This window comes from Kluyvera huaxiensis (assembly GCF_040149365.1).
Lineage (GTDB): Bacteria > Pseudomonadota > Gammaproteobacteria > Enterobacterales > Enterobacteriaceae > Kluyvera > Kluyvera intermedia_A.
The window spans coordinates 93,866-119,661 of record NZ_JBEFLV010000006.1; the positions used below are offsets into that span (position 1 = coordinate 93,866).

Here is a 25,796-nt window from a genome sequence, read left to right on the forward strand (position 1 = left end):
TTACAAAAGCGCCAGCAAGAAAATCACTTCACCCAATTCAATACCGGCCCCTAAGGTATCGCCGGTTTGTCCGCCCAGCGTGCGTTTCAACAGCTGGCCGATGATAAAGACGCCAACAAACGCTACCAGCAGCGCGCGCAGGCCGTGCATACCGAGCAGTGCTGTCACCAGCGCGCCGCCAATCACCAACGTCAGCCAGGTCTGGCGGAAGCTGACTTTTCCGATAAACAGATTGCCTAGCCCCTCCTCACGCGCATAACGATGGCGATACATCAGCAGTACCGAGGCCGACCGTCCGGCGATACAGGTGGCTGCGATTGCCGCCAGCATTGGCGTGTCGCGCAGTGCCAGTTCGCTCATTGCCAGCACTTTAGCCAGCAGGACAAAAATCAGCGCCAGCCCGCCGTGGGTGCCGAGGCGACTGTCGCGCATAATTTCCAGCATTTTCTCGCGACGACGCGCCGAAAAAACTCCGTCACAGGTGTCTGCCAGACCATCGAGATGGAAGCCACCGGTCAGCAGCGCCAGTGCCAGTACGGCGAAAAATGCGGCCAGCGGGATACCGCACCACGCCTGAACGATCATAAAGACCAGGCCGCTTATCGCCCCGAGCAGCAGGCCAATGACCGGGAAGGTGATAACCCCGCTGACGTAGCGGTCCAGATCCAGCCCCTGCGACCAGCGCTGCGGCACCGGCAGACGGCTCATAAATGAAAGTGTGGCAAAGAACAGTCGACTCATTTTATTTTGACTCCAATCCCTGATACCACCAGCCAGACGTCATCTGCCGCCTGCGCCAGTTTTTGATTCACTCGCCCGGCAATATCACGAAAATGCCGGGCCAGACGATTCTCGGGCACAATGCCCATCCCAACCTCATTAGTCACTAGAACGATAGGCGACGGGCACCGCTTGCAGGCCGCGATCAGCGCATCAATTTCGCGATTCACCTGGTTTTCCAGCGCGGTAAAATCCCAGCGTTCAATCTCCTCTTCATTGCCAGAGGCGAACAGGATATTGGTGATAAGCGTGGTGATACACTCCAGCAAAATCGCTTCATGGGGATCGTTTTGCGGGGTGATAATGTCGGCAAGGTTTTGCCAGCGTTCTTCGGTTTGCCAGTGTGCGGGGCGGCTATCCCGATGGTGTTGGATGCGTTTGGCCATCTCGGCGTCAAAAATTTGCGAGGTGGCGATGTAACGAACCCGGAGAGAATGGCTGATTAAGGATTCTGCGTGACGGCTTTTTCCGCTGCGCGCGCCGCCTGTCACCAGTATCATAATTGCGTTTCCTGATGTTGCTGCATGGTTCGCAATGTCGCTTGATTGTGGGTAGTTTTGACTAGCGTTGTGGAAGGTCGGGTGGCGACCACGTCACCACCCGCTAATGACGGTTACTCGCCTTTCTGCTCGCCCATCACTTTCAGTTTTTTGGAGATGTCGCGACGTTCTTTCGACAGCTCGGCATTTTTGATGATGTAGTCATCAACACGATCTTCGTAGTCGCCCTTCATGCTAGCGATGATGCCCTGAATGGCTTCAACGCTCATGCCCGGCTTGATGTAGTCGCTGAGGTTGTCCAGCAGCAGAACACGTTTCTGGTTGTCACGGATCTTTTTCTCAACGTCCTGAATTTCACGTTGCAGCTTGTTCTTACGACGGAACAAACGTACGAACTCCAGTACGTCCTGAAACGAAGGTTTCGTGGTTTCCATTTTTATACCCCTGATAGTTGATACTCGGATTCGTTAAAACAACGGCTACACGCTAAGGTACACATTACTGATCTACCCTTCAACCTGAATGAATTGGCGTAGCTGCGTTGTAGCAAACAATCATTTTTGCTTTAGCCTCATCATAACCCTAAATTTAGCTGAATCGAAACAACCCGTCATAAAAGTGCGTGTATCTGCTTTTTATTTGCGCAAAGCGCGGCACATCAGGCTCGACAGTAATTCCAGTTGCCGTGCCAGCTCCATGCTTAACCAAACGTAGCCGTGGATAGGCGTTTCGGACAGATTCTCGCCTTTATACTCATTCACCAACTGACGGAGTTCTGCCGCGATGTCGTTGAGCTTTTCGCTGTTGGCTTTAATCGGCTGCGGATTGCCCTCATACAGTGCGTGGGCGATAGCCAGCAGCGTTTGCTGCGTCATCAGCTGAGTCTCCCGCAGCGTTTGCGCATTCAGCATCAGCAGGTGGCTTGGGCGGGTGGCCCAGTGGGCGTTGATCTGCAGTTCCAGCATACAAACAAGGTTACGGCTCACCGTTTGAATCGCTTCGAAAATACCTTTGTGGATATGCGTTTCTTTGCTGGCCGGTGTAATCAGGCCACGCATTTTCACCACGTCGTTCAGTACCTTTTGCAGATGTTTTTCCAGACGCGGACGTTCGATAAGGTTAGGTGAAAGGCCGGCCTGGTAGATGCGGTTAAATTGGGTAACGAAGCTTGCCATCTGAATGCGCCAGTGGATAAACGCGCGCTGCGGCCAAATGCCGGTAAATAGCATTGCCAACAGGCAGCCAAAGATCACGTCGCCGCTTCGCCACAGTGCGGTGGTCATATCCCCTGGCGGTGCGCCAACCACCACGCCCAGAGTGATACCAATAAGCAGCGCCTGATACGGTTTTTTGCCCAGCGCCAGCCAGCCGCAGAGGAACATCGCCCCGGCGCACCAGATGAGCATCAGCGGCAGCGAGATAAGCTCCAGCTTCAGCGCCACCAGCCCCAGCGCCGAGCCGAGGACGGTACCGCCAATACGCTGAAAGGCACGCGGCACCACGTTGCCCCAAAAAGAGATCGGCCCCATCACCACCACCAGCGTAATCAGCGGCCAGGAGCCCTCTGGTATACTCAGCAGGCGGACAATCAGAAAAGTCAGGACGAAGGCCAGCGCTATCCGAGCGCCATGCACGGTACGATAGTTACGATATAAGCGAATTTCAAAAGGGCTGAGTGACTTATCCGGGCGCACACCCATTCTCCGACAACATGAAAGCGTGAATTGTACCCGCTCCAACAGGTGTCCACCACCGTAATAAAAAACACCCCATCAAGGGTAACACCGTTCACTTAAGCAACGCGATTAGGGGAAACGTCGGGATTTGGTTCCCAGAGGGACGCCAGGCCCGGCAGTCGCCCCGGGTATCTCAATCTTAAACTACGGTGTTACCGCCAAAGGGGCATTAATGATTATGCTTTATGATGCAAATAGTCGCTCAGTCGGGAGAACATCCCGCCCTTACCGACGCTCTCCAGCGTCACCAACGGCCACTGGGCAACCACTTTGTTGCCATCAATCAGCTGAATCTCGCCAACCCGCTGATGGGCGGCAATCGGTGCATCCAGCTCTTTCTTATCCAGCACATATTTAGCTTTGATATTCGGCACTTCCGCTTTTGGCAGCGCCAACCAGAAATCCTGATCGGGCCCGAGGTCAATTTTCTCTTTATCGCCGTACCAGATACGCTCAGTACCGACTTTTTTACCGCTTTGCAGGATCTGCACGGTATCGAAGTTTTGTTGACCCCAATGCAGCAATTTACGCGCCTGGTCTTCGCGGCCTTTTGCGCTATCCGCCCCCATGACCACTGCAATCAGACGACGCTGGCCATCTACAGCCGAGGCTATCAGATTAAAACCGGCACCGGAGGTATGGCCGGTTTTCAGGCCATCGATATTCATGCTTTTTTCCCACAGCAGGCCATTACGGTTCTGCTGGGTAATGCCGTTCCACGTCAGGCTCTTTTCGCTGTACATGTGGTAGAACTCAGGCTCACCGTGAATGATGGCGCGTGAAAGCACCGCCAGATCGTAGGCTGAACTGTGCTGGCCGGGTGCATCCAGACCGTGAACCGTTTCAAAATGGGTATCGCGCAGATTCAGCTTTTCAACGTAGTGGTTCATCATCTTGACGAACTGCGGTTGCCCGCCCGCGACATAATCCGCCAGCGCCACGCAGGCATCGTTGCCGGAGTCTACAATCAGCCCGCGGCTGAGGTCTCGTACCGTCAGGCGATCGCCGGCTTTCAGGAACATCAACGATGAGCCGTCAAATACTGGGTTGCCAGCAGCCCAGGCGTCGCGTCCCACCGTGACCATATCGTCCGGCGTGATGTGATGGCTATCAATGGCGCGGTCAACGACGTAGCCGGTCATGAGCTTGGTCAGACTGGCCGGGTTGCGCTGTTGGTGTTCGTTACCTGCGGTTAAAATCTGCCCGGTAGTGTAATCCATTAATACCCAGGCACCGGCCTGAATGGCTGGCGGGGTGACGGAAGGGATCGCGGATTCATCAGCAAATGCACACGAAACGCTCGAAGCGAGCAAAGAGACAGCAATAAGAAAACGGGCTTTCAACGGTAAATCCTCAACATTTACAAATTCGTCGTCCTTTTTACGGAAGTTCGTGCTTTCTGGCAGGCTTAAATTGCAAGAAAATATGACATGCATCTAATTGCACACGAAAAAACACTCTGCGCCATCGCTTCCAGATCCCATTACCGCCCTTCTGATGCCGGGCGAAATCGTTTACCATGGATATTAAACGCCATACACGGACACAGTTAACGCCATGCAAGAGACTTCCAGCGCGCCGGGATTTTTGTTTCACGACTATGAAACCTTCGGAACCAGCCCTTCCCTCGACAGACCCGCGCAGTTCGCCGCTATTCGAACCGATAGCGATTTCAACATCATCAGCGAGCCAGAGGTCTTTTACTGCAAACCGGCGGATGACTATTTGCCCCAACCGGAAGCGGTGTTAATAACCGGCATCACGCCGCAGGAGGCTCGCGCCAAAGGCGAAAATGAAGCCGCCTTCGCCAAACGCATTCACGATATTTTCACCGTGCCGGAAACTTGCGTGGTGGGCTACAACAACGTTCGCTTCGATGATGAAGTGACGCGCAACATCTTCTATCGTAACTTTTACGACCCGTATGCCTGGAGCTGGCAAAACCGCAATTCACGCTGGGATCTGCTGGACGTGATGCGCGCCTGCTATGCTCTGCGCCCGGAGGGAATTAACTGGCCGGAGAATGAAGACGGCCTGCCGAGCTTCCGTCTGGAACATTTAACCCGCGCCAACGGCATTGAGCACAGCAATGCCCACGATGCGATGGCCGACGTCTACGCCACCATCGCGATGGCGAAACTGGTCAAAAGCCAGCAGCCGAAGTTGTTCGATTATCTCTACGCCTATCGCGGCAAGAATAAATTGATGACGCTGATTGATGTGCCGCAAATGAAACCCCTGGTACACGTTTCCGGCATGTTTGGCGCCTGGCGCGGCAACACCAGTTGGGTCGCGCCGCTGGCCTGGCATCCGGATAATCGCAACGCGGTTATCATGGTCGACCTGGCCGGTGATGTCGCCCCGCTGCTTGAGCTGGATGCCGACACGCTGCGCGAGCGGTTGTATACCCCGAAAGCCGAGCTTGGCGATAATTCCCCCGTCCCTATCAAACTAGTGCATCTCAATAAGTGCCCGGTGTTGGCACAGGGGAATACGCTACGTCCGGAAGATGCGGACCGTTTGGGCATCAATCGCCAACAGTGCCTGGATAATTTAAAACTGCTGCGAGATAACCCGCTGGTTCGCGAGAAAGTGGTCGCTATCTTCGCCGAAGCGGAGCCATTTGTGCCATCTGAAAATGTAGATGCCCAGCTCTATAACGGCTTCTTCAGCGATGCTGACCGCGCGGCGATGAAGATTGTGCTGGAGACCGAACCTCGCAACCTACCCGCACTGGACATCTCCTTTGCCGATAGCCGTATTGAGAAGCTGCTGTTTAACTATCGGGCGCGCAATTTCCCGGGGACGCTCGATGAGAATGAGCAACAACGTTGGCTGGAACATCGTCGGCAGATCTTTACGCCTGAGTTCTTACAAGCCTACGCCCAGGAGCTGGAAATGCTTTACGGTCAGTACGAAGGGAATAACGAGAAGCTGTCGCTACTGAAATCTCTGTATCAGTACGCGCAGGAGATTGTTTAAAACAGCAAAGCCTCGCACCGGCGTGCGAGGCTTGTTACCGCTATTTCTGCACGGTTATGGTCCACGCCGCATCGCCGGACTGCTGGTAGTCGGTCACGGTGAAGCCCTCTTCCGCTGCCCATTGGGGAATCGCTTCAGTCGCCTGGGTACAGTCAAATTCGATAACTAACTGGTCGCCGCTGGCGAGTTCCGCCATTGCAGCCTTTGCTTCGATTAAAGGGAATGGGCAAACCTGCGTCACCACATCCAGTTTTTTTACCACCATTTTTAGCTCCTTAAGCCGTTGCGGATTTCAGTTTTGCTTTCCGCTGCGGGCGAACATACAACATCCACGAAGCGCTCCACACGCCGAGGATCATAAATACCAGGCCAATCCAGCCCTGCCAGGTCATCATCGCCGTCATCACCAGACCGTTGCCGATAGAACAGCCGCCCGCAATGCTGGCGCCAAAGCCCATCAGCACGCCGCCACCGGCGCTACGCAACGTGGTGCTGGCGTCCGCCGCACGAATGCGAAATTCACGGCTGGCCTTCGCGGCAATGAACGAACCGATAAAGATACCCAGCACCAGGAACACGCCCCAGTTGAGGAATTTGCTGTCGCCACCGACGAGGAATTGCAGAATATTGGCGGTCGGAGAAGTGATCCCGAGGCCAAACATACGGCCGGTGGCTTCGCTCAACGGCCACGCCAGCAGGGCGATAAGCCCAATCAGCACCGCCGTTACAAACGGGTGCCAGCGTTTTTCAAACAGCAGGTGCGCCAGGCCGCTACGACGCGGCGGCAGTGTCGCCACCTTCAGCTTTGGCTTACTCAGCTCTTTGCGTACCAGCCAGACGGTGGCGAGTACTAGCAGGACAATAATCGGCCAGACGGAGATATTCAGCGTTTCGGCGATGCCGTTGTGCGCCGTACTGTGCTCGCCGAGGAATTTATTCAGCCCGGCGGCGTGCGGCGAGCGCATCACCGCGCTCATCACCATGTAAGTCACCAGTGCAATCCAGCTACCAATGAGACCTTCACCCGCGCGATACCAGGTGCCGGTAGCGCAGCCGCCCGCGTAGACAATCCCAATACCAAAGACAAAACCACCCACCACGGTGCCCAGCCATGGGAACACGCCCGCATCATACTGCACCACACCAAGCTGAATCAGGGAGAAGACCCCGACGCTCTGAATACAGATAGCAATCAGCAACGCGTAAAAAATGCGGTTATTTTTGGTTATGTACATATCGCGAAAACCGCCCGTCAGGCAGAAACGGCCGCGCTGCATAACGAATCCCAGCAAAGCCCCGCAGACCACGCCGCTTATTATCATGTGCAACATAAGAATCAATTAACCCAGAATTATTAGTCTTAAAATTATTCCCGAGCAGCCCTGCTGGCTCCAATAACCAAAAGCTCTATATTATTCCTGATTGTTATGATGGATGGCTTTTTAAGCACCTGTGAATTTAAGGCAAAAAAAAAGCGGAGGCCTGAGCCTCCGCTTTTCAATCGCTATCGCAATACGTTACGCGATATCTTCGTACTGTGGAACCGGGTTGCGGAAACGCTTAGTCACGCATGCCAGGTACACCAGACCAATGGTGCCCCAGATCAGACCCAGAACCATAGAGCTCTGCTCCAGGTTGACCCACAGTGCGCCTACGGTCAGCGCGCCACAGCTTGGCAGCACCAGGTAGTTGATGTGGTCTTTCAGCGTCTTGTTGCGCTTCTCACGGATCCAGAACTGAGAGATAACCGAGAGGTTAACGAAGGTGAACGCAACCAGCGCACCGAAGTTAATCAGCGCAGTCGCCGTCACCAGGTCGAATTTAATCGCCAGCAGTGCAATCGCACCTACCAGCAGCACATTGAACGCCGGGGTACGCCATTTCGGATGAATATAGCCGAAGAAGCTGGTTGGGAACACGCCATCACGACCCATCACGTACATCAGACGAGAAACGCCCGCATGTGCCGCCATACCGGAAGCCAGTACCGTTACGCTGGAGAAGATCAGCACGCCCCACTGGAAGGTTTTACCCGCCACGTACAGCATGATTTCAGGCTGAGACGCGTCAGGATCTTTAAAGCGCGTGATGTCCGGGAAGTACAGCTGCAGGAAGTAAGATGCACCAATGAACACCATACCGCCGATCAGCGCCGTCAGGAAAATCGCACGCGGGATCACGCGTTCTGCGTCTTTGGTCTCTTCAGACAAAGAAGAGATACCGTCAAAGCCGAGGAACGAGAAGCACAGAATCGTCGCACCGGTAATCATCGGCACTACATGCGCGCCTTCAGACCAGAATGGACGAGTACTTGTCAGCGTACCAGCGCCTTCACCGTGCATAATGCCATAGATGATAAGGCCAACGATAACCGCCACAATACCCATCTGCAAAATTACAATCAGGGTATTGAAGTTCGCCACCGCCTTGATGCTGCGCAGGTTTGACACGGTCATAAAACCAACCAGTGCAACCACGAAGATCCACGACGGAACGGAAGGCATCAGCGCTTCAAAGTAAATTTTCGCCAGCAGAATGTTGATCATCGGCATGAACAGGTAGTCCAGCAGTGATGACCAGCCCACCATAAAGCCAACGACCGGGCTAATTGATTTCTGAGCGTAGGTGTATGCAGAGCCTGCAGACGGGAAACGGCGAACCAGTTTACCGTAGCTCAGCGCTGTAAAAAGAATAGCGATCAACGCAAAGGCATAAGCCGTTGCGACGTGACCGTCAGTGAGGCCTGATACGATACCGAACGTATCGAACAGCGTCATTGGCTGCATATAGGCTAAGCCCATCATAACAACCGGAATCAACGTAAGCGTTTTACGCAATTCCACGCGAGAGGTGTTTGGAGTAACGTTATTTGACACGGTCAGTCTCCATTACGGCGATGGCCGGCGCAAAAAAGAAAAATTGCCCCATTTTTTTTCTGTTTCCTCAGCGACAACAACTGTCGTTTTTTAAGTAAATATCTATCCGGTACGAAGCCCGGCCTCTTTTATTGGATGGTTGTTTTGATGTAAAAAAAATAACCGACGTGGCAAGCACGTCGGTTAATCTCAATTTTTTACATTCGACATATTTTGCACCAAACGGAAGCAAAAATACAAGCGAATGCGAACACAATCGAAGCCATTGTTCATCTAACTGGCTGATAAACAGGCAATCGCTGAAACGTAAACGTCAACAATAGCACTATTTGCTAAAACAGAAGCCTGTTACTCCATAGGCATACGCAGTGGGTCAGGATATTGATACTCAAATCCCAGCTCGCGACAGATGCGATTGCCGTCAATAATCTTGCCCCTTCCTTCGCCGCTATCGCTAAACAGCGGCACTGCCAGCCCTAGTTCTCGCGCCATTTGCGGATAAAAGATTCGGCGAGCCGGATGCTCTGGCGCACAGATGTTATAGATGTGTCCACCTTTAGGTGCCTGAAGTAAAAGTGCAATGGCGGAAATCACATCCTCAAGATGTACCAGATTGACGCCATGCTGACCGTCAGGTGCCGATTTCCCGGCAAAGAAACGTCCTGGATGACGGCCCGGCCCCACTAATCCGGCAAGGCGCAGAATATCCACCGAGGTTCCCGGCAATTGATGCAACCAGTCTTCCAGCTCTTTGAGCACCGTGCCGCTGGTGGTCACCGGTTCCCGCGGCGTGGTCTCTTTAATCGTGCCTTCTTCCTTACCGTAGACCGAGGTTGAACTGGTAAAGATAATGCGTGGAATATGGTGCGCCAGCGCAGAATCAACAATCTCCTGCACGGCCTGACGATAAAAGTCCTCACCTTCACCGCTACGTCGCGCCGGTAGCGTTATCACCAGCGCGTCGACATTCATTAAGGCATCAAGATCGTCAGCCTCGCACACCAGTTGCGGATCCAGCCGTAGCGGATAGCTTTCAATGCCGCACATACGTGCAGCCTCTACGCCGTCTTCCGTCGTTTTACTGCCGGTAACATGCCAACCTCGCGCCATCAACGACAGCGCCAGCGGCATACCCAGCCACCCTAAACCGACAATTGCCACTTTCTTCATTGCGCTATCTCCTGATTCTTGCCGCACTCCTCTTACTAAGGCTACGCCACCGTGCCAAAACTGACAATTTATAGTGGCAACATGAATAGATTTAATGAATGAAAAAAGCGCTTGCCTTCAACGACAAAAGTGGTTTAGGTTAAAAGACATCAAGTGAATAGTCATTCAACGAGAATTTTATGAGCCGCGTTCAATTTAAACACCACCATCATCACCATCACCCTGACTAGTCTTTCAGGCGATGTGTGCTGGGAGACATTCAGATCTTCCAGTGGTGCAAGAACGCAAGAGAGCCCCCGGAAGATCATCTTCCGGGGGCTTTTTTTTGAACCAAATTCAGCAGGGTAATGAGGAAAACAGAATGTTAGATAACAGCCGTTTACGCATAGCTATTCAGAAATCAGGCCGCCTGAGCGATGATTCACGCGAATTACTGGCCCGTTGTGGTATCAAAATTAATCTCCACACCCAGCGTCTGATTGCGATGGCTGAGAACATGCCTATCGATATCCTGCGCGTTCGCGATGACGATATCCCAGGCCTGATTATGGACGGCGTGGTTGACCTCGGTATCATTGGTGAAAACGTTCTGGAAGAAGAGCTGCTGAGCCGCCGTGCTCAGGGCGAGGACCCGCGCTATTTCACCCTGCGCCGTCTGGACTTCGGCGGCTGTCGCCTGTCCTTAGCCACCCCGGCGGATGAAACCTGGAATGGCCCTGCCGCACTCGACGGTAAACGTATTGCCACCTCTTACCCGCACCTGCTCAAGCGCTACCTCGATCAGAAAGGCATTACCTTTAAGTCCTGCCTGCTGAACGGTTCTGTGGAAGTCGCCCCGCGCGCCGGTCTGGCGGACGCCATCTGCGACCTGGTCTCTACCGGTGCCACTCTCGAAGCCAACGGCCTGCGTGAAGTCGAAGTCATGTTCCGCTCCAAAGCCTGCCTGATTCAGCGCGATGGCGAGATGAGCGATGCTAAACAGCAGTTGGTCGACCGCCTGCTGACCCGTATTCAGGGTGTGATTCAGGCTCGCGAATCAAAATACATCATGATGCACGCGCCGACCGAACGTCTGGATGAAGTGATTGCCCTGCTGCCAGGCGCTGAACGCCCTACCATCCTGCCGCTGGCTGGCGATCAGCAGCGTGTAGCGATGCACATGGTGAGCAGCGAAACCCTGTTCTGGGAAACCATGGAAAAACTCAAAGCCCTGGGTGCCAGCTCTATTCTGGTGCTGCCAATTGAGAAGATGATGGAGTAAGCGCCATGAGCTTCAATACCCTGATTGACTGGAATAGCTGTAGCCCTGAAGAGCAGCAGGCGCTGTTAATGCGCCCGGCGATCTCCGCTTCCGACAGCATCACCCGCACGGTGGCAGAGATCCTCGACAACGTTAAAAACAACGGCGATAAAGCCCTGCGCGAATACAGCGCCAAATTTGATAAGACTGAAGTCGGTGCGTTGCAGGTTACTGCCGAAGAGATTCAGCAGGCCAGCGACCGTCTGAGCGATGAACTCAAACAGGCGATGCAGGCGGCGGTACGTAATATCGATACCTTCCACCAGGCGCAGATCCTGCCGCCGGTGGATATTGAAACTCAGCCGGGCATCCGCTGCCAGCAGGTGACTCGCCCAATTGCGTCCGTTGGCCTTTATATTCCCGGTGGCTCCGCGCCACTGTTTTCTACCGTATTGATGCTCGCCACTCCAGCTCGGATTGCGGGCTGCAAAAAAGTGGTGCTGTGCTCGCCACCGCCAATCGCCGATGAGATTCTCTATGCCGCGCAGCTGTGCGGCGTGAAAGAGGTGTTTAACGTCGGCGGCGCGCAGGCCATTGCCGCGCTGGCGCTGGGCACTGAATCCATCGCGAAGGTCGATAAAATCTTCGGGCCGGGCAACGCCTATGTCACCGAAGCCAAACGCCAGGTCAGCCAGCGCCTCGACGGCGCGGCGATTGATATGCCGGCGGGGCCGTCAGAAGTGCTGGTGATCGCCGACAGCGGTGCGACGCCTGATTTCGTCGCCTCCGACCTGCTCTCGCAGGCCGAACACGGCCCGGACTCACAGGTCATTCTACTGACCCCGGATGCGCAGATTGCCGCTGATGTTGCCGAAGCCGTTGAGCGCCAGCTCGCCGAGCTGTCCCGCGCCGACACCGCCCGCCAGGCGCTTTCCGCCAGCCGTTTAATCGTGGCCAAAGATCTGGCGCAGTGTATTGCAATCTCCAACGCCTATGGCCCGGAGCACCTGATTATTCAGACCCGCAATGCCCGCGAGCTGGTTGACGATATTACCAGCGCTGGCTCCGTGTTTCTCGGCGACTGGTCGCCGGAGTCTGCGGGCGACTACGCTTCCGGCACCAACCACGTTCTGCCGACCTATGGCTACACGGCAACCTGTTCCAGCCTCGGACTGGCGGATTTCCAGAAACGGATGACCGTTCAGGAATTATCCCGCGAAGGCTTCTCCGCCATCGCCGCTACCATTGAAACGCTGGCCGCCGCCGAGCTGCTAACCGCCCACAAAAATGCCGTTACCCTGCGCGTTAACGCCCTCAAGGAGCAAGCATGAGCATTGAACAGTTGGCCCGCGAAAACGTTCGCGCCCTGACCCCGTATCAGTCTGCGCGCCGTCTGGGCGGCAAAGGTGACGTCTGGCTAAACGCTAACGAATTTCCCACGGCGATCCCGTTTGAGCTAAGCCAGCAGACGCTGAACCGCTATCCGGAATGCCAGCCAAAAGCGGTCATCGAAAATTACGCCGCCTATGCAGGCGTGAAGCCAGAACAAGTGCTGGTCAGCCGCGGCGCGGATGAAGGCATTGAGCTGCTGGTTCGTGCCTTCTGCGAGCCGGGCCGCGATGCGGTGCTGTTCTGCCCGCCGACCTACGGCATGTACAGCGTCAGCGCCGAGACCATTGGCGTTGAGTGCCGCACGGTGCCAGCAAAAGCCGACTGGCAGTTGGATCTGCCGGCCATTGCCGATAGCCTCGCGAACGTCAAAGTGGTGTACGTGTGCAGCCCGAACAACCCCACCGGGCAGATAATCAATCCGCAGGACTTCCGGGCCCTGCTGGAGATGACCCGCGATAGCGCGCTGGTTGTCGCCGACGAAGCCTATATCGAGTTCTGCCCGCAGGCGACGCTGGCAGGCTGGCTTGCCGAATACCCTAATCTGGTGATTCTGCGTACGCTGTCAAAAGCCTTCGCCCTGGCGGGGCTACGCTGCGGTTTTACCCTGGCAAACGAAGAGGTGATCGCGCTATTAATGAAGGTGATTGCCCCTTACCCGCTCTCTACGCCGGTTGCCGATATCGCCGCCCAGGCGCTTAGCGCGCAGGGGATTGCCGCGATGCGCCAGCGCGTAGCCCAAATTCTTGATGAGCGTCAGTACCTGGTGGAGGCGCTGCGCACCATTAATTGCGTCGAACAGGTGTTTGATTCCGAGACCAACTACGTACTGGCTCGCATCAAAGCCTCCAGCAGCGTATTTAAATCTTTATGGGATCAAGGCATTATCTTACGTGACCAGAATAAACAACCATCTTTAAGCGGCTGTTTGCGCATCACTATCGGCACTCGTGAAGAGAGCCAGCGCGTGATTGACGCTTTGAAAGCGGAGACCGTATGACCCAGAAGTTTCTCTTTATCGATCGTGATGGCACCCTGATTTCCGAGCCTCCGAGTGACTATCAGGTAGACCGTTTTGACAAGCTGGCCTTCGAGCCGGACGCCATTCCGGTGCTGCTGAAGCTACAAAAAGCCGGTTACAAGCTGGTGATGATCACCAATCAGGATGGGCTGGGTACCGCGAGTTTCCCGCAGGCCGATTTCGACGGCCCGCACAACCTGATGATGCAGATCTTCACCTCCCAGGGCGTTGCCTTTGATGATGTGCTGATTTGCCCGCACCTGCCGACAGACAACTGCGCATGCCGTAAACCGAAAACTCAGCTGGTCACCGCCTGGCTGGCTAATGAAGTGATGGATACCGCCAACAGCTATGTGATTGGCGATCGCCTCACCGATGTCGAACTGGCAACCAACATGGGCATCGCCGGCCTGCAATATAATCGCGAGACCCTGAACTGGGCGGCAATTGGCGAACAGTTGACCCGTCGTGACCGCTACGCGCGCATCGAACGTAATACCCGCGAAACGCAGATTGACGTTGAAGTGTGGCTGGACCGTGAAGGTGGTAGCAAAATCAACACCGGCGTGGGTTTCTTCGACCATATGCTCGACCAGATTGCCACCCACGGCGGCTTTCGCATGAACATTACCGTGAAGGGCGATCTCTATATTGACGATCACCACACGGTAGAAGATACCGGTCTGGCGCTAGGCGAAGCGTTAAAAGTCGCGCTGGGCGACAAGCGCGGCATCAACCGTTTCGGCTTCGTGCTGCCGATGGACGAGTGTTTGGCGCGCTGCGCGCTGGATATCTCCGGTCGCCCGCACCTGGAATATAAAGCCGAGTTTACCTATCAGCGCGTCGGCGATCTGAGCACCGAGATGATCGAGCACTTCTTCCGCTCGCTCTCCTACACCATGGGCGTGACGCTGCACCTGAAAACCAAAGGCAAAAACGATCACCACCGCGTGGAAAGCCTGTTTAAAGTCTTTGGCCGTACGCTGCGCCAGGCCATTCGCGTAGACGGCGATACCCTTCCCTCCTCAAAAGGAGTGCTGTGATGAACGTGGTTGTCCTCGATACCGGCTGCGCCAACCTCAACTCGGTGAAGTCGGCGATTATTCGCCACGGCTACGAGCCAGTGGTCAGCCGAGAGCCGGAAGTGGTGCTGCGCGCCGATAAGCTGTTTCTGCCGGGCGTGGGGACCGCACAGGCGGCCATGGATCAGCTACGCGAGCGTGAACTGGTTGAGCTGATTAAAGCCTGTACTCAACCGGTACTGGGCATTTGCCTCGGTATGCAGCTTCTTGGTCACCGCAGTGAAGAGACCCACGGCGTCGACCTGCTGGGGATCATCGACCAGGACGTACCGAAGATGACCGATTTCGGTCTACCGCTGCCGCATATGGGCTGGAACCGCGTCTACCCGAAGGCCGGCGACCGACTGTTCCGTGGCATTGAGGATGGCGCGTACTTCTATTTCGTCCACAGCTACGCCATGCCGGTTAACGAACACACCATCGCCCAATGCAATTACGGCGAACCGTTCACCGCCGCCGTGCAGAAAGATAACTTCTACGGCGTGCAGTTCCACCCAGAGCGCTCGGGCGCGGCGGGTGCGCAACTGCTGAAAAACTTCCTGGAGATGTAATGATCATTCCTGCTTTAGATTTGATTAACGGCACCGTCGTGCGTCTCCATCAGGGAGACTACGGCCAGCAACGCGACTACGGCACCGATCCATTACCGCGCTTGCAAGACTACGCGGCACAGGGTGCCGAAGTGCTGCACCTGGTGGATTTAACCGGGGCAAAAGATCCGGCCCAGCGCCAGATCCCGCTGCTGAAAACTCTGGTTGCTGGAGTGAACGTGCCGGTGCAGGTTGGCGGTGGCGTTCGCACCGAAGAGGACGTAGCGGCGCTGCTTGATGCAGGCGTGGCGCGCGTCGTCGTCGGCTCCACGGCGGTTAAATCACCGGAGGTGGTTAAGGGCTGGTTTAAGCGCTTTGGCGCAGAGCATCTGGTACTGGCGCTGGACGTACGCATTGATGAGCACGGCACCAAACAGGTCGCGGTAAGCGGCTGGCAGGAAAACTCCGGCGTTACGCTGGAAGAACTGGTTGAGACCTATCTGCCAGTTGGCCTGCAACACGTGCTGTGCACCGATATTTCCCGTGACGGGACGCTGGCTGGCTCCAACGTGTCGCTGTATGAAGAAGTCTGCGCGCGCTATCCGCAGGTAGCGTTTCAGTCCTCCGGCGGCATCGGTGACCTTAACGATATTGCCGCCCTGCGCGGCACCGGCGTGCGCGGCGTGATCGTCGGACGCGCGCTGCTGGAAGGTAAATTTAACGTAACGGAGGCCATCCAATGCTGGCAAAACGGATAATTCCTTGTCTAGATGTACGTGATGGTCAGGTCGTTAAAGGGGTTCAGTTCCGCAACCACGAAATTATCGGCGATATCGTGCCACTGGCTAAACGCTACGCCGATGAAGGCGCCGATGAACTGGTGTTCTACGATATCACCGCCTCCAGCGATGGCCGCGTGGTCGATAAAAGCTGGGTTTCTCGCGTCGCGGAAGTTATCGACATTCCGTTCTGCGTTGCCGGTGGCATCAAATCCATCGATGATGCAGCGCGTATTCTCTCATTCGGCGCCGATAAAATTTCTATCAACTCCCCGGCGCTGGCCGACCCAGAGCTGATCACCCGTCTGGCGGATCGTTTTGGCGTGCAGTGCATCGTGGTGGGGATTGATACCTGGTTTGATGCCGATACGGGCAAATATCATGTCAATCAGTATACCGGCGACGAAAGCCGCACCCGCGTCACCCAATGGGAAACCCTCGACTGGGTGCAGGAAGTCCAAAAACGCGGTGCGGGCGAAATCGTCCTCAACATGATGAACCAGGACGGCGTGCGTAACGGCTATGACCTGGAGCAGTTAAAGAAAGTGCGCGACGTTTGCCGCGTGCCGCTTATCGCTTCCGGCGGTGCGGGAACAATGGAACACTTCCTCGAAGCCTTCCGCGACGCCAACGTCGACGGCGCGCTGGCGGCTTCGGTTTTCCACAAGCAAATTATTAATATTGGCGAACTAAAAGCGTACCTGGCAGCACAGGGCGTGGAGATACGGGTATGTTAACTGAACAACTGGACTGGGAAAAAACCGACGGACTGATGCCCGCCATCATCCAACACGCGGTTTCCGGCGAGGTTTTGATGCTGGGCTATATGAATCAGGACGCGCTGGCTAAAACCCAGGAGTCCGGCAAAGTCACTTTTTACTCGCGCACTAAACAGCGTCTGTGGACCAAAGGTGAAACCTCCGGCAACTTCCTGAACGTGGTCAGCATCGCGCCGGACTGCGACAACGATACTCTGCTGGTGCTGGTGAACCCAATTGGCCCAACCTGCCATAAAGGCACTTCAAGCTGCTTTGGCGATACCAGCCACCAGTGGCTGTTCCTGTATCAGTTAGAGAAACTGCTGGCCGAGCGCAAAACCGCCGACCCGGAAAGTTCCTACACCGCAAAACTGTATGCCAGCGGCACCAAGCGCATTGCGCAGAAAGTGGGTGAAGAAGGCGTGGAAACCGCGCTGGCGGCAACGGTTCACGATAAGTTTGAGCTGAAGAACGAAGCTTCGGATCTGATGTATCACCTGCTGGTATTGCTGCAGGATCAGGAGCTGGATTTGACGACCGTTATCGAGAATTTGCGCGAGCGTCATCAGTAAGTCCTTCCTTCAAGCCCGGCCACTGCGCCGGGTTTTTCGCTTTATGCCCTCCCCCGATAACCTTAATGACCGATAACGATTATATTTTTTTGTCGACAGACGGTATGATCGCGCCTAAAAGCGATAATCGCATCAGAATTGGGTTTGAGGAATGCTATGAAATATTTGGTCACCGGCGCCGCGGGCTTTATTGGTTTTCACGTCAGCCAGCGCCTGCTCGCTGCCGGACATCAGGTTGTCGGGATTGATAATCTGAATGATTATTACGACATCAGCCTGAAGCAGGCGCGCCTCGACCAGCTGCCATCAGCAGATTTCCATTTTGTGAAAATGGATCTGGCGGACACGCCGGCCATGGCGGCTTTATTTGCCGAGCAGAAGTTTGACCGCGTCATCCACCTCGCCGCTCAGGCCGGTGTGCGCTATTCGCTGGAAAATCCACACGCCTACGCCCAAGCCAACCTCGTCGGACATCTCAACGTACTCGAAGGCTGCCGTCATAATAAGGTGCAGCACCTGTTGTACGCTTCATCCAGTTCGGTCTACGGTCTGAACCGCAAAATGCCGTTCTCAACCGACGACAGCGTGGACCACCCGGTTTCACTGTACGCGGCCACCAAGAAAGCCAATGAGTTGATGTCGCATACCTACTCGCATCTGTATGGCCTGCCGACCACCGGGTTGCGTTTCTTCACCGTGTATGGCCCCTGGGGCCGCCCGGATATGGCGCTGTTCAAGTTCACCAAAGCCATGCTGGAAGGCAAAAGCATTGACGTCTACAACTTCGGCAAGATGAAGCGCGACTTCACCTATATCGATGACATCGTCGAAGCCATTATCCGCCTGCAGGATGTTATCCCCGAACCAAACAGCGACTGGACGGTTGAAACAGGCTCCCCAGCGACCAGCTCCGCACCGTATCGCGTCTACAACATCGGTAACAGCTCCCCGGTTGAGCTGATGGACTACATTACGGCACTGGAAGAGGCAATTGGCGTTAAGGCTGAGAAGAACATGATGCCGATGCAGCCGGGTGACGTACTGGAGACCAGCGCCGAGACGCAGCCGCTGTATGACTTAGTCGGTTTCAGACCGCAAACCTCGGTGAAAGATGGGGTGAAGAACTTCGTCGATTGGTATCGTGCGTTTTATAAAATCTGAATAGCAAAAAGCCCTCATCGCGAGGGCTTTTTTCTGGTAGCCCGGCCAGGTGAAACGCCGCCGGGAACTGCACAGTTACTAACGTTTAATCATTACCAAACAGGTCGCGGGTATACACCTTCTCTTCCACATCCGCCAACTCCTCGGCCATACGGTTGGAGATAATCACGTCTGCTTCCTGCTTAAAGGCATCGAGATCGCGCACCACGCGTGAATTGAAGAATTCATCTTCCTTCATCACCGGTTCATAAATGATCACCGGAATACCTTTAGCCTTAATGCGCTTCATGATCCCCTGAATGGAGGAGGCACGGAAGTTATCAGAGCCGGATTTCATGATCAGCCGGTAAACGCCCACCACCTTTGGCTTACGCGCAAGAATAGAGTCAGCGATAAAATCTTTACGCGTGCGGTTAGCATCGACGATGGCACCGATAATATTATTCGGTACGGCTTCATAGTTGGCCAACAGCTGTTTGGTATCCTTTGGCAGGCAGTAGCCACCATAGCCAAACGATGGGTTGTTGTAGTGGTTACCAATACGCGGGTCAAGACACACCCCTTCGATAATCTGTCGCGAGTTCAGCCCCAGACTCTCGGCATAGCTGTCCAGCTCGTTGAAGTAAGCCACCCGCAGCGCCAAATAGGTATTGGCAAACAGCTTGATGGCTTCCGCTTCGGTGGAATCGGTAAACAACGTCGGAATATCTTGTTTAACAGCACCTTCCTGCAACAGCGCGGCAAACCGCTCGGCACGCTCGGAGCGCTCACCGATGACAATACGCGACGGGTGCAGGTTGTCGTACAGCGCGCGCCCTTCACGCAAGAACTCCGGCGAGAAGAAGATATTATCGATACCCAATTCTTGTTTGATGGAGTTAGTGAAACCAACCGGAATGGTTGATTTGATGACCATCACCGCCTGCGGGTTGATTTCGACAACATCGCGGATAACCGACTCTACGCTCGACGTGTTGAAATAGTTGGTTTTCGGATCGTAGTCAGTTGGAGTCGCGATGATAACGTAGTCCGCATCGCGGTAGGCATCATGCTTATCGGTCGTCGCCCGGAAATTCAGTGGTTTCGTCGCCAGATACTCTTCAATCTCTTTATCCACGATGGGCGATTTTTTCTGATTCAGCATGTCGACTTTGGACTGGATGATATCCAGCGCGACGACTTCGTGATGCTGGGCGATCAAAATGCCGTTCGACAGGCCAACGTACCCTGTTCCTGAGATAGTTATCTTCATCGATTCTGTAACTTCTTCCGGTTAAACATTTGAAGGTGAACACGTCACCACCGTGGGACCCAACGCTGTGGTATCGGGTAAGCGTAGGGCCAGTATATCGCGATTTACTGCAACGGCGGCTATCAGACCTGACTGAATGCTGTTTTCTGGGCATAAAAAAGCCCGGAGGAGCGCTCCGGGCCTGCATTTACGGTTGGCTTAAATCAGATTAATCCAGCCATTCGGTGTGGAACACACCCTCTTTATCGGTACGTTTATAGGTATGCGCCCCGAAGTAGTCACGCTGAGCCTGAATCAGGTTAGCTGGCAGAACCGCTGCACGGTAGCTGTCGTAGTATGCGACTGCAGCAGAGAACGTTGGTACCGGGATACCGTTCTGCACAGCGTAAGCCACAACATCACGCAGCGCCTGCTGGTAATCGTCAGCGATATTTTTGAAGTACGGTGCCAACAGCAGGTTTGCGATGCCCGCATTTTCAGCGTAGGCGTCGGTGATTTTCTGCAGGAACTGCGCACGAATGATGCAGCCCGCGCGGAAGATCTTCGCGATTTCGCCGTAGTTCAGATCCCAGTTGTATTCGTCTGAAGCAGCACGCAGCTGAGAGAAGCCCTGCGCGTAGGAGACGATTTTACCCAGATACAGTGCGCGGCGTACTTTCTCGATAAATTCCGCTTTATCACCAGCCAGTTTAGCCTGCGGGCCAGTCAGCACTTTTGATGCTGCAACGCGCTGCTCTTTCAGGGAGGAGATATAACGAGCGAATACGGATTCGGTGATCAGAGACAGCGGCTCGCCCAGATCCAGAGAGCTCTGGCTGGTCCATTTACCGGTGCCTTTGTTAGCGGCTTCATCCAGAATCACATCAACCAGGTATTTACCCTCTTCATCTTTCTTGGTGAAGATATCTTTGGTGATGTCGATCAGGTAGCTGCTCAGCTCGCCTTCATTCCACTCGGTGAAAGTGGTAGCCAACTCGTCATTAGACAGATTCAGGCCACCTTTCAGCAGAGAATAGGCTTCAGCAATCAGCTGCATGTCGCCGTATTCGATACCGTTGTGAACCATTTTCACGTAGTGACCTGCACCATCAGCACCGATATAAGTCACACACGGCTCGCCATCTTCAGCAACCGCTGCAATCTTAGTCAGGATCGGAGCAACCAGTTCGTACGCTTCTTTCTGACCGCCAGGCATGATGGATGGGCCTTTCAGTGCACCCTCTTCACCACCGGATACACCGGTACCGATGAAGTTAAAGCCTTCAGCAGACAGTTCACGGTTACGACGAATGGTGTCCTGGAAGAAGGTATTGCCACCATCAATGATGATGTCGCCTTTATCAAGGTACGGCTTCAGGGAATCGATGGCAGCATCGGTGCCAGCGCCCGCTTTCACCATTAACAGGATACGACGTGGGGTTTCAAGAGACTCGACGAACTCCTTCACCGTGTAGTGCGGAACCAGTTTCTTACCCGGGTTCTCGGCAACAACTTCTTCGGTTTTTTCGCGGGAGCGGTTGAAGATGGAGACGGTATAACCGCGGCTTTCGATGTTGAGCGCCAGGTTGCGCCCCATCACTGCCATACCGACAACGCCGATCTGTTGCTTGGACATTACATACTCCTGTCAGGTGTGGTACTGCGAATCAACGCGCAGCTTGATTTTTTCTTATAGTAACTCAGGTAATGACTAGAAAACAAAAAAAATAGCATGACTATATAACACTTTAATGTGACGTTATTAAATGACCGAATAACAATAAATCAAACCCATTTAGATAAACACAACCATTTTATTGAAGCAACTAATTCACAACTATTCGCAGTGGGTTTTAATATTATCTCACTTTATTTAAAATGTTTTCTTTAAATAACCAATTACTTCCTTAGGTGATCCCTTGAATATATGCAATCTTTAGTCTTGTATTTTTTTGACCGCATGAAAGAATTGAGTTCTTTCATTAAGAAGTGGCGATTTTCAATATACCTTTCATACCAGTAATATAAGAACCAACATTATATATGCATCATTGCCCCATCATAGACAAGTAGTGATTTTTTTTGGAACCCCAGAAATAACCAGATAAGAACAAGAACCACTTCCGTCAGCGACGAAAAAACCAATTAAATTTCTCTATCATCATTAAAAAATAACATTTACGATCATCATTTGATAAATCGTAAATGTTTTGCAGGAACTCCGCCTACCAATTCATTCTTATCAACGCTTTTTATTACAACAGAGTTAGCCGCAATTCGTGAGCCAGTACCTATAGTTATAGAACCTAAAACAACTGCCCCTGTTCCAATTGTTACATCATCCTCAATTGTTGGTCGCTTGTCAGCACTATACTTCATATCTAGCTCTTTTGCGCCAATAGTCACATTCTGATAAATAGTACAATTGCAACCTATCTCTTTAGCACCGATCACGATTCCTGTTGTGTGAGGAATAAAAAAACCACCGCCAATTTCACATTCAGCTGCAATTTCGATGTTAAATAATATAACATTAAAAAGTGAAAAAATCTTAGAGAGTCTGCGATATCGTTTTCTGTTTAAATAGAATGAAATTCGGTAGAATAGATTAGGTATGAGTCTAGGCGATAAAATCATAGAATAATTTCGAAAATTGAAATCTGAGTTATCACCTACAAGCCTCTTATACCTTTGAATATCTAACTTAATTTTATTCATCATCTTTTCTCACATATTCATTTAAAAACTTCAAATAAAGCCAGAATATTGGAAACAGGAATGTTAATTTTAAACATGGCAACAAACATAGTATTGAAAGTCTAATTGATATTTTCGAAACCTTGTAAAAGACCGACATCCAAACTAAGGACACAAAAGCCCCAAACCAAAAACCGAATACGATTAAACTGCTACCAAAAACCGTCACATCAAAAATTGACTGGAGATATTCTGGGGCTCCTTTATAGTAGCCCACCATTCCATACCCTATATTAAAAACTGATAAATCATTTAAGAATGATTTTATTAAATCTATTTTAAAAGTTGTGCTCCCATCATTCCCAGAGGAGATGTATGCCCCTCTCCAAAATAGATTCCCTAGTATCGATGGCATAAGGAATAAAAATGGTAAAAAATCATTCTTCAACCATTTCAGTGTAAATTTTATAGTAATTATAAAATAAGCGAGAACACTAAGTACCGAAACAGTTGACCCCGACAACACCATACAAAAAAGAGCAACATAGGTTAGTAATGAATTACTTCTGGCTATAACATATTTCATTACAAGCAGACAGATCATATGTGCTGCAAAAATACTTGGCTCAGCAAACACTCCTGTAGCTCGATAATCAAACCCATTATAACTACTTCGGTGTGGTGGTCCTAACAGTAACTTCCCATAATCTATATCTATATGAAATACTTTAAAAGATATATATTGAATAAGAAAGGTAACAATGTGAAAATAAATACCGACGTTTATCAACCTTTCCCATTTTATATTTTCAATTTTAGCATTGCAATACTCATATAAAGAAGGAACCGTTGCTGCCAATAAACAACAGACACTAGTAAACAAATATATTTTGTTTACACTTCCCATATACAAATGAATCATCAACGAGAGCGCTGAGATTGCAATAAAGAAGACGCTATTTCTTTCTAATTTAAAACCTTGCTGTACAAACACACAACAGAATATAGCAAACTGAAAAATAAAAAACGGGTAACTAAATATAAAAAGAGTACCAAGCACAAATAATAAACTAGTCATCATCGCCCCGACAATTGTATCCTTTAATATAATACGCAGCCAGTACTGCTTTATAAAATAAACTAGGTATATAGTATCTCCGCTTGTTATCCAACTTATTAAGAATAACTCTCATGAAATCATTAAGTTTTAAATTAACGATAATCGATAAGACAATTTTTAATAGTAATGTTACTGGAGTATTTTCTTTTTCAACTGCCGGAAATAACAGGTTCGGTAATGCTTTTGGATGTTTTTTTACGAGCAACGGCACTGAATATCTACTATAAGAGACTATTCTGGTACATGCTCGATCCAATGTTGGATTATCATCATCTATTAGCAGCGCGTTGCTACAAAAATAGAACTTGATTTTTTCATTTCGCAATCGGATACCAAACTCTTCATCTTCACAACCATAATGTCTAAAAGATTCATCAAAACCGTTTAAAAAGTTGAATAGATCTTTCTTTATAATAAAGGCATCACTTGCAAAATATCTATAGTCAATTTCAACATCACCTTCAACTCTATTGCCTAAGTATCTAGAGTCAAAATATGACACATAATTGCTTTCGCTTCGTCGCTCTAAATGGCAGCGAACATTAGCTCTCGCGACAAAATCATCATTACTATTTACGATCATAGCCAGTAGATTATTAAGACAGTTTTCTTGAATAAGATTATCTATATCAACAAAAAAAAGCCATTCATACGTAGCTTGCTCTGCGGCCCGATTCCTCGAATAAGCACGTCCGCAATTGACATCATTCCTTATAAATTTAAGGTTCCAATTTCTTTCTTTAAAAGAAGGATAATAACTCATTACAGTACTTCTTAAATCAACTGAAGAACCATCGTCTATTATAACAAGCTCGATACACTTCAATAGTGGGTCATCTGGATAAGACAAAGACAAGATGGAAGATATAAATTTTCTGACCTTATCTGATGTACCTAATACAGGGCTTATAATACTAATCATTTTTATTATCCATCATGTGCTTTTTAGTCACAGTAAGATACCAGTATATTGATATAGATACTGATAACAATAAAGAAGTACTTAATGATATGTACATATTGATAATAGCTAAATTTTTAAATGTATTATTTAAGGTTAAAAATACGCTTATGCAGAATATAAAAATCACAGCCCATTTTATAGAATAATAATAATAACTTTTCGAGATTAAATTTGCTGCATTAATCATGTTATCTATCGCATATAATGGCAGTAGGAATATTAACATATTATAGTATTTTGCAGACATTTCATATTCATGCCCAAACACAAAATTAAATATCGACTGAGAAAAAGGCATTATCGATATAGACAGTAAAATAAAAAACCCAGCCATTGCTGTACATAGTCGAATGAGATTTTTGTTATACTCACTCCATTTATTATGTTTATAGAGTAACAATGGTGCAATAACCTGGATTAATATTAAAGTTACAGATGCGGTATTCTCATTAAGTTGTGATGCAGCACTATAGATACCGTAAATATCTGCATTTAAATACTCCTTTAGCAAAATTCTATCAAGTTTTATAAAGATAGCATATGCCACCACGCCTCCCCATATAAAGAAACTACGTTTCAGAAGTTGTTTAATATCTGCGTAGTTAAACGATTTTACACTAGGGATTTTACCAATTGAACAACAATATATACATAAACCAACTAGCACACCTTCTAGAACCCAAGGAACAGCTAGCAATTTTTCATTCACACCATATGCCGTTACGATCAGATAAAGTGTTGCAATTCGAACTCCACAACCAATTATCTGAATAGCTCCTGAATAATATAATTTCCCCTCAGATTGCCATTTAGCAAAACCGATCATCAAAGGCTCACGAACTAAAATTGAAATTGACGTAATTAATAAGTAATACTTAACCACCTCACTATCAACTGTAAAAGCAGCTACTAGAGTTATTAATGTGGCAAAAAATGAAACAAAAATTCTAGTAAAAAATATAACATTGCAATAAGAGAGTTTTTCTCGTAATGAATAACCTGTAAGTTTAGGTACTACAGATTCAGACCCACACATCCAGCTTAATGTCATTAATACATTAGAAAATGTAAATGCATACTGCCAAACACCGAACTGCTCAATGGTCAAATGTCGAGAGATCAAATGATTCGCATAAATAGCAGAAATGATTTGAGTTCCTCTCTCCATAAAAAGCACCAGCAACCCAATAATAATTGATTTATTCATC

Annotated in this window: 26 protein-coding genes and 1 other annotated feature; of the genes, 11 read left to right on the forward strand and 15 right to left on the reverse strand. The window is 50.9% G+C overall.

Annotated features, from left to right (window positions below; genetic code table 11):
* The 5 genes from cobS to dacD all read right to left on the reverse strand — a co-directional run bounded on the left by cobS (position 1) and on the right by dacD (position 4,359).
* The gene (gene cobS / locus ABOC97_RS08375) at positions 1 to 741 is read right to left on the reverse strand and encodes an adenosylcobinamide-GDP ribazoletransferase (protein ID WP_349596221.1); all 741 of its coding nucleotides are present in this window, start codon (positions 739 to 741) and stop codon (positions 1 to 3) included.
* Positions 738 to 1,283, reverse strand: coding sequence for a bifunctional adenosylcobinamide kinase/adenosylcobinamide-phosphate guanylyltransferase (cobU, locus tag ABOC97_RS08380; RefSeq protein ID WP_349596531.1), 546 nt, complete (start codon positions 1,281 to 1,283; stop codon positions 738 to 740). Before cobU ends, cobS begins: the two co-directional genes overlap by 4 nt.
* Positions 1,284 to 1,393: 110 nt before the next feature.
* On the reverse strand, positions 1,394 to 1,714 hold the full coding sequence (locus ABOC97_RS08385; protein WP_035894853.1) for a DUF496 family protein: 321 nt from the start codon (positions 1,712 to 1,714) through the stop codon (positions 1,394 to 1,396).
* Between the two features lie 201 nt (positions 1,715 to 1,915).
* Positions 1,916 to 2,974, reverse strand: a complete 1,059-nt coding sequence (locus tag ABOC97_RS08390; protein ID WP_349596224.1) for an FUSC family protein — start codon at positions 2,972 to 2,974, stop codon at positions 1,916 to 1,918.
* 218 nt (positions 2,975 to 3,192) lie between these two features.
* The gene (dacD, locus tag ABOC97_RS08395) at positions 3,193 to 4,359 is read right to left on the reverse strand and encodes a serine-type D-Ala-D-Ala carboxypeptidase DacD (RefSeq protein WP_349596227.1); all 1,167 of its coding nucleotides are present in this window, start codon (positions 4,357 to 4,359) and stop codon (positions 3,193 to 3,195) included.
* 214 nt (positions 4,360 to 4,573) lie between these two features.
* Between dacD and sbcB the strand changes: the two genes are divergently transcribed.
* On the forward strand, positions 4,574 to 5,998 hold the full coding sequence (gene sbcB, locus ABOC97_RS08400; protein WP_349596229.1) for an exodeoxyribonuclease I: 1,425 nt from the start codon (positions 4,574 to 4,576) through the stop codon (positions 5,996 to 5,998).
* A gap of 40 nt (positions 5,999 to 6,038) precedes the next feature.
* On the opposite strand, the gene tsuB is transcribed toward sbcB, so the two are convergent.
* The 4 genes from tsuB to ABOC97_RS08420 all read right to left on the reverse strand — a co-directional run bounded on the left by tsuB (position 6,039) and on the right by ABOC97_RS08420 (position 10,044).
* Positions 6,039 to 6,263, reverse strand: coding sequence for a thiosulfate utilization sulfurtransferase TsuB/YeeD (gene tsuB, locus ABOC97_RS08405; protein WP_001575873.1), 225 nt, complete (start codon positions 6,261 to 6,263; stop codon positions 6,039 to 6,041).
* Between the two features lie 10 nt (positions 6,264 to 6,273).
* Positions 6,274 to 7,329 (reverse strand): thiosulfate utilization transporter TsuA/YeeE, encoded by a 1,056-nt coding sequence (gene tsuA / locus ABOC97_RS08410; protein WP_349596233.1) that lies wholly within the window; start codon positions 7,327 to 7,329, stop codon positions 6,274 to 6,276.
* A 186-nt stretch (positions 7,330 to 7,515) separates the two neighbouring features.
* Entirely contained in the window at positions 7,516 to 8,874 is a 1,359-nt protein-coding gene (locus ABOC97_RS08415) for an APC family permease (RefSeq protein ID WP_234508592.1), read from the reverse strand.
* Between the two features lie 348 nt (positions 8,875 to 9,222).
* Complete coding sequence (locus ABOC97_RS08420) at positions 9,223 to 10,044, reverse strand: SDR family oxidoreductase (protein ID WP_349596237.1); 822 nt, start codon at positions 10,042 to 10,044, stop codon at positions 9,223 to 9,225.
* A 179-nt stretch (positions 10,045 to 10,223) separates the two neighbouring features.
* On the opposite strand from ABOC97_RS08420, the gene hisL reads away from it, so the two are divergent.
* The 10 genes from hisL to ABOC97_RS08470 all read left to right on the forward strand — a co-directional run bounded on the left by hisL (position 10,224) and on the right by ABOC97_RS08470 (position 18,576).
* Entirely contained in the window at positions 10,224 to 10,274 is a 51-nt protein-coding gene (gene hisL, locus ABOC97_RS08425) for a his operon leader peptide (protein WP_071594744.1), read from the forward strand.
* Positions 10,250 to 10,371 (forward strand) — a sequence feature (His leader region). Its footprint overlaps the gene before it by 25 nt.
* A gap of 34 nt (positions 10,372 to 10,405) precedes the next feature.
* A complete protein-coding gene (gene hisG, locus ABOC97_RS08430) occupies positions 10,406 to 11,305 on the forward strand; it encodes an ATP phosphoribosyltransferase (protein WP_349596240.1) in 900 nt (299 codons plus the stop codon).
* Between the two features lie 5 nt (positions 11,306 to 11,310).
* Complete coding sequence (gene hisD, locus ABOC97_RS08435; protein ID WP_349596243.1) at positions 11,311 to 12,615, forward strand: histidinol dehydrogenase; 1,305 nt, start codon at positions 11,311 to 11,313, stop codon at positions 12,613 to 12,615.
* Positions 12,612 to 13,673 carry a histidinol-phosphate transaminase gene (gene hisC / locus ABOC97_RS08440; protein ID WP_349596246.1) on the forward strand — a complete coding sequence of 354 codons (1,062 nt, stop codon included), beginning with the start codon at positions 12,612 to 12,614 and terminating at the stop codon, positions 13,671 to 13,673. Before hisD ends, hisC begins: the two co-directional genes overlap by 4 nt.
* Complete coding sequence (gene hisB, locus ABOC97_RS08445; protein ID WP_349596249.1) at positions 13,670 to 14,737, forward strand: bifunctional histidinol-phosphatase/imidazoleglycerol-phosphate dehydratase HisB; 1,068 nt, start codon at positions 13,670 to 13,672, stop codon at positions 14,735 to 14,737. The genes hisC and hisB overlap by 4 nt, the downstream gene beginning before the upstream one ends.
* Positions 14,737 to 15,327, forward strand: a complete 591-nt coding sequence (gene hisH, locus ABOC97_RS08450) for an imidazole glycerol phosphate synthase subunit HisH (protein ID WP_349596251.1) — start codon at positions 14,737 to 14,739, stop codon at positions 15,325 to 15,327. Before hisB ends, hisH begins: the two co-directional genes overlap by 1 nt.
* On the forward strand, positions 15,327 to 16,064 hold the full coding sequence (gene hisA, locus ABOC97_RS08455) for a 1-(5-phosphoribosyl)-5-[(5-phosphoribosylamino)methylideneamino]imidazole-4-carboxamide isomerase (RefSeq protein WP_349596254.1): 738 nt from the start codon (positions 15,327 to 15,329) through the stop codon (positions 16,062 to 16,064). The genes hisH and hisA overlap by 1 nt, the downstream gene beginning before the upstream one ends.
* Positions 16,046 to 16,822 carry an imidazole glycerol phosphate synthase subunit HisF gene (gene hisF / locus ABOC97_RS08460; protein ID WP_052285269.1) on the forward strand — a complete coding sequence of 259 codons (777 nt, stop codon included), beginning with the start codon at positions 16,046 to 16,048 and terminating at the stop codon, positions 16,820 to 16,822. Before hisA ends, hisF begins: the two co-directional genes overlap by 19 nt.
* Positions 16,816 to 17,415, forward strand: a complete 600-nt coding sequence (gene hisIE, locus ABOC97_RS08465; RefSeq protein WP_349596257.1) for a bifunctional phosphoribosyl-AMP cyclohydrolase/phosphoribosyl-ATP diphosphatase HisIE — start codon at positions 16,816 to 16,818, stop codon at positions 17,413 to 17,415. Before hisF ends, hisIE begins: the two co-directional genes overlap by 7 nt.
* Before the next feature lie 156 nt (positions 17,416 to 17,571).
* Positions 17,572 to 18,576 (forward strand): NAD-dependent epimerase, encoded by a 1,005-nt coding sequence (locus ABOC97_RS08470; protein WP_349596260.1) that lies wholly within the window; start codon positions 17,572 to 17,574, stop codon positions 18,574 to 18,576.
* Positions 18,577 to 18,661: 85 nt separating this feature from the next.
* Here the strand turns inward: ABOC97_RS08470 and ugd are convergent, their stop codons facing one another.
* The 6 genes from ugd to ABOC97_RS08500 form a co-directional block, all read right to left on the reverse strand.
* Positions 18,662 to 19,828 carry a UDP-glucose 6-dehydrogenase gene (gene ugd, locus ABOC97_RS08475; protein WP_349596263.1) on the reverse strand — a complete coding sequence of 389 codons (1,167 nt, stop codon included), beginning with the start codon at positions 19,826 to 19,828 and terminating at the stop codon, positions 18,662 to 18,664.
* 208 nt (positions 19,829 to 20,036) lie between these two features.
* The gene (gene gndA, locus ABOC97_RS08480) at positions 20,037 to 21,443 is read right to left on the reverse strand and encodes an NADP-dependent phosphogluconate dehydrogenase (RefSeq protein ID WP_052285265.1); all 1,407 of its coding nucleotides are present in this window, start codon (positions 21,441 to 21,443) and stop codon (positions 20,037 to 20,039) included.
* 551 nt (positions 21,444 to 21,994) lie between these two features.
* On the reverse strand, positions 21,995 to 22,528 hold the full coding sequence (locus ABOC97_RS08485) for a serine O-acetyltransferase (RefSeq protein ID WP_318242440.1): 534 nt from the start codon (positions 22,526 to 22,528) through the stop codon (positions 21,995 to 21,997).
* Positions 22,518 to 23,585: a polymerase gene (locus ABOC97_RS08490; protein ID WP_349596268.1), complete on the reverse strand. Its 1,068-nt coding sequence runs from the start codon at positions 23,583 to 23,585 to the stop codon at positions 22,518 to 22,520. The genes ABOC97_RS08485 and ABOC97_RS08490 overlap by 11 nt, the downstream gene beginning before the upstream one ends.
* Entirely contained in the window at positions 23,575 to 24,546 is a 972-nt protein-coding gene (locus ABOC97_RS08495) for a glycosyltransferase family 2 protein (RefSeq protein ID WP_349596271.1), read from the reverse strand. The genes ABOC97_RS08490 and ABOC97_RS08495 overlap by 11 nt, the downstream gene beginning before the upstream one ends.
* Positions 24,539 to 25,795: a lipopolysaccharide biosynthesis protein gene (locus tag ABOC97_RS08500; RefSeq protein WP_349596273.1), complete on the reverse strand. Its 1,257-nt coding sequence runs from the start codon at positions 25,793 to 25,795 to the stop codon at positions 24,539 to 24,541. The genes ABOC97_RS08495 and ABOC97_RS08500 overlap by 8 nt, the downstream gene beginning before the upstream one ends.
* Between the last annotated feature and the right edge of the window lies 1 nt (position 25,796).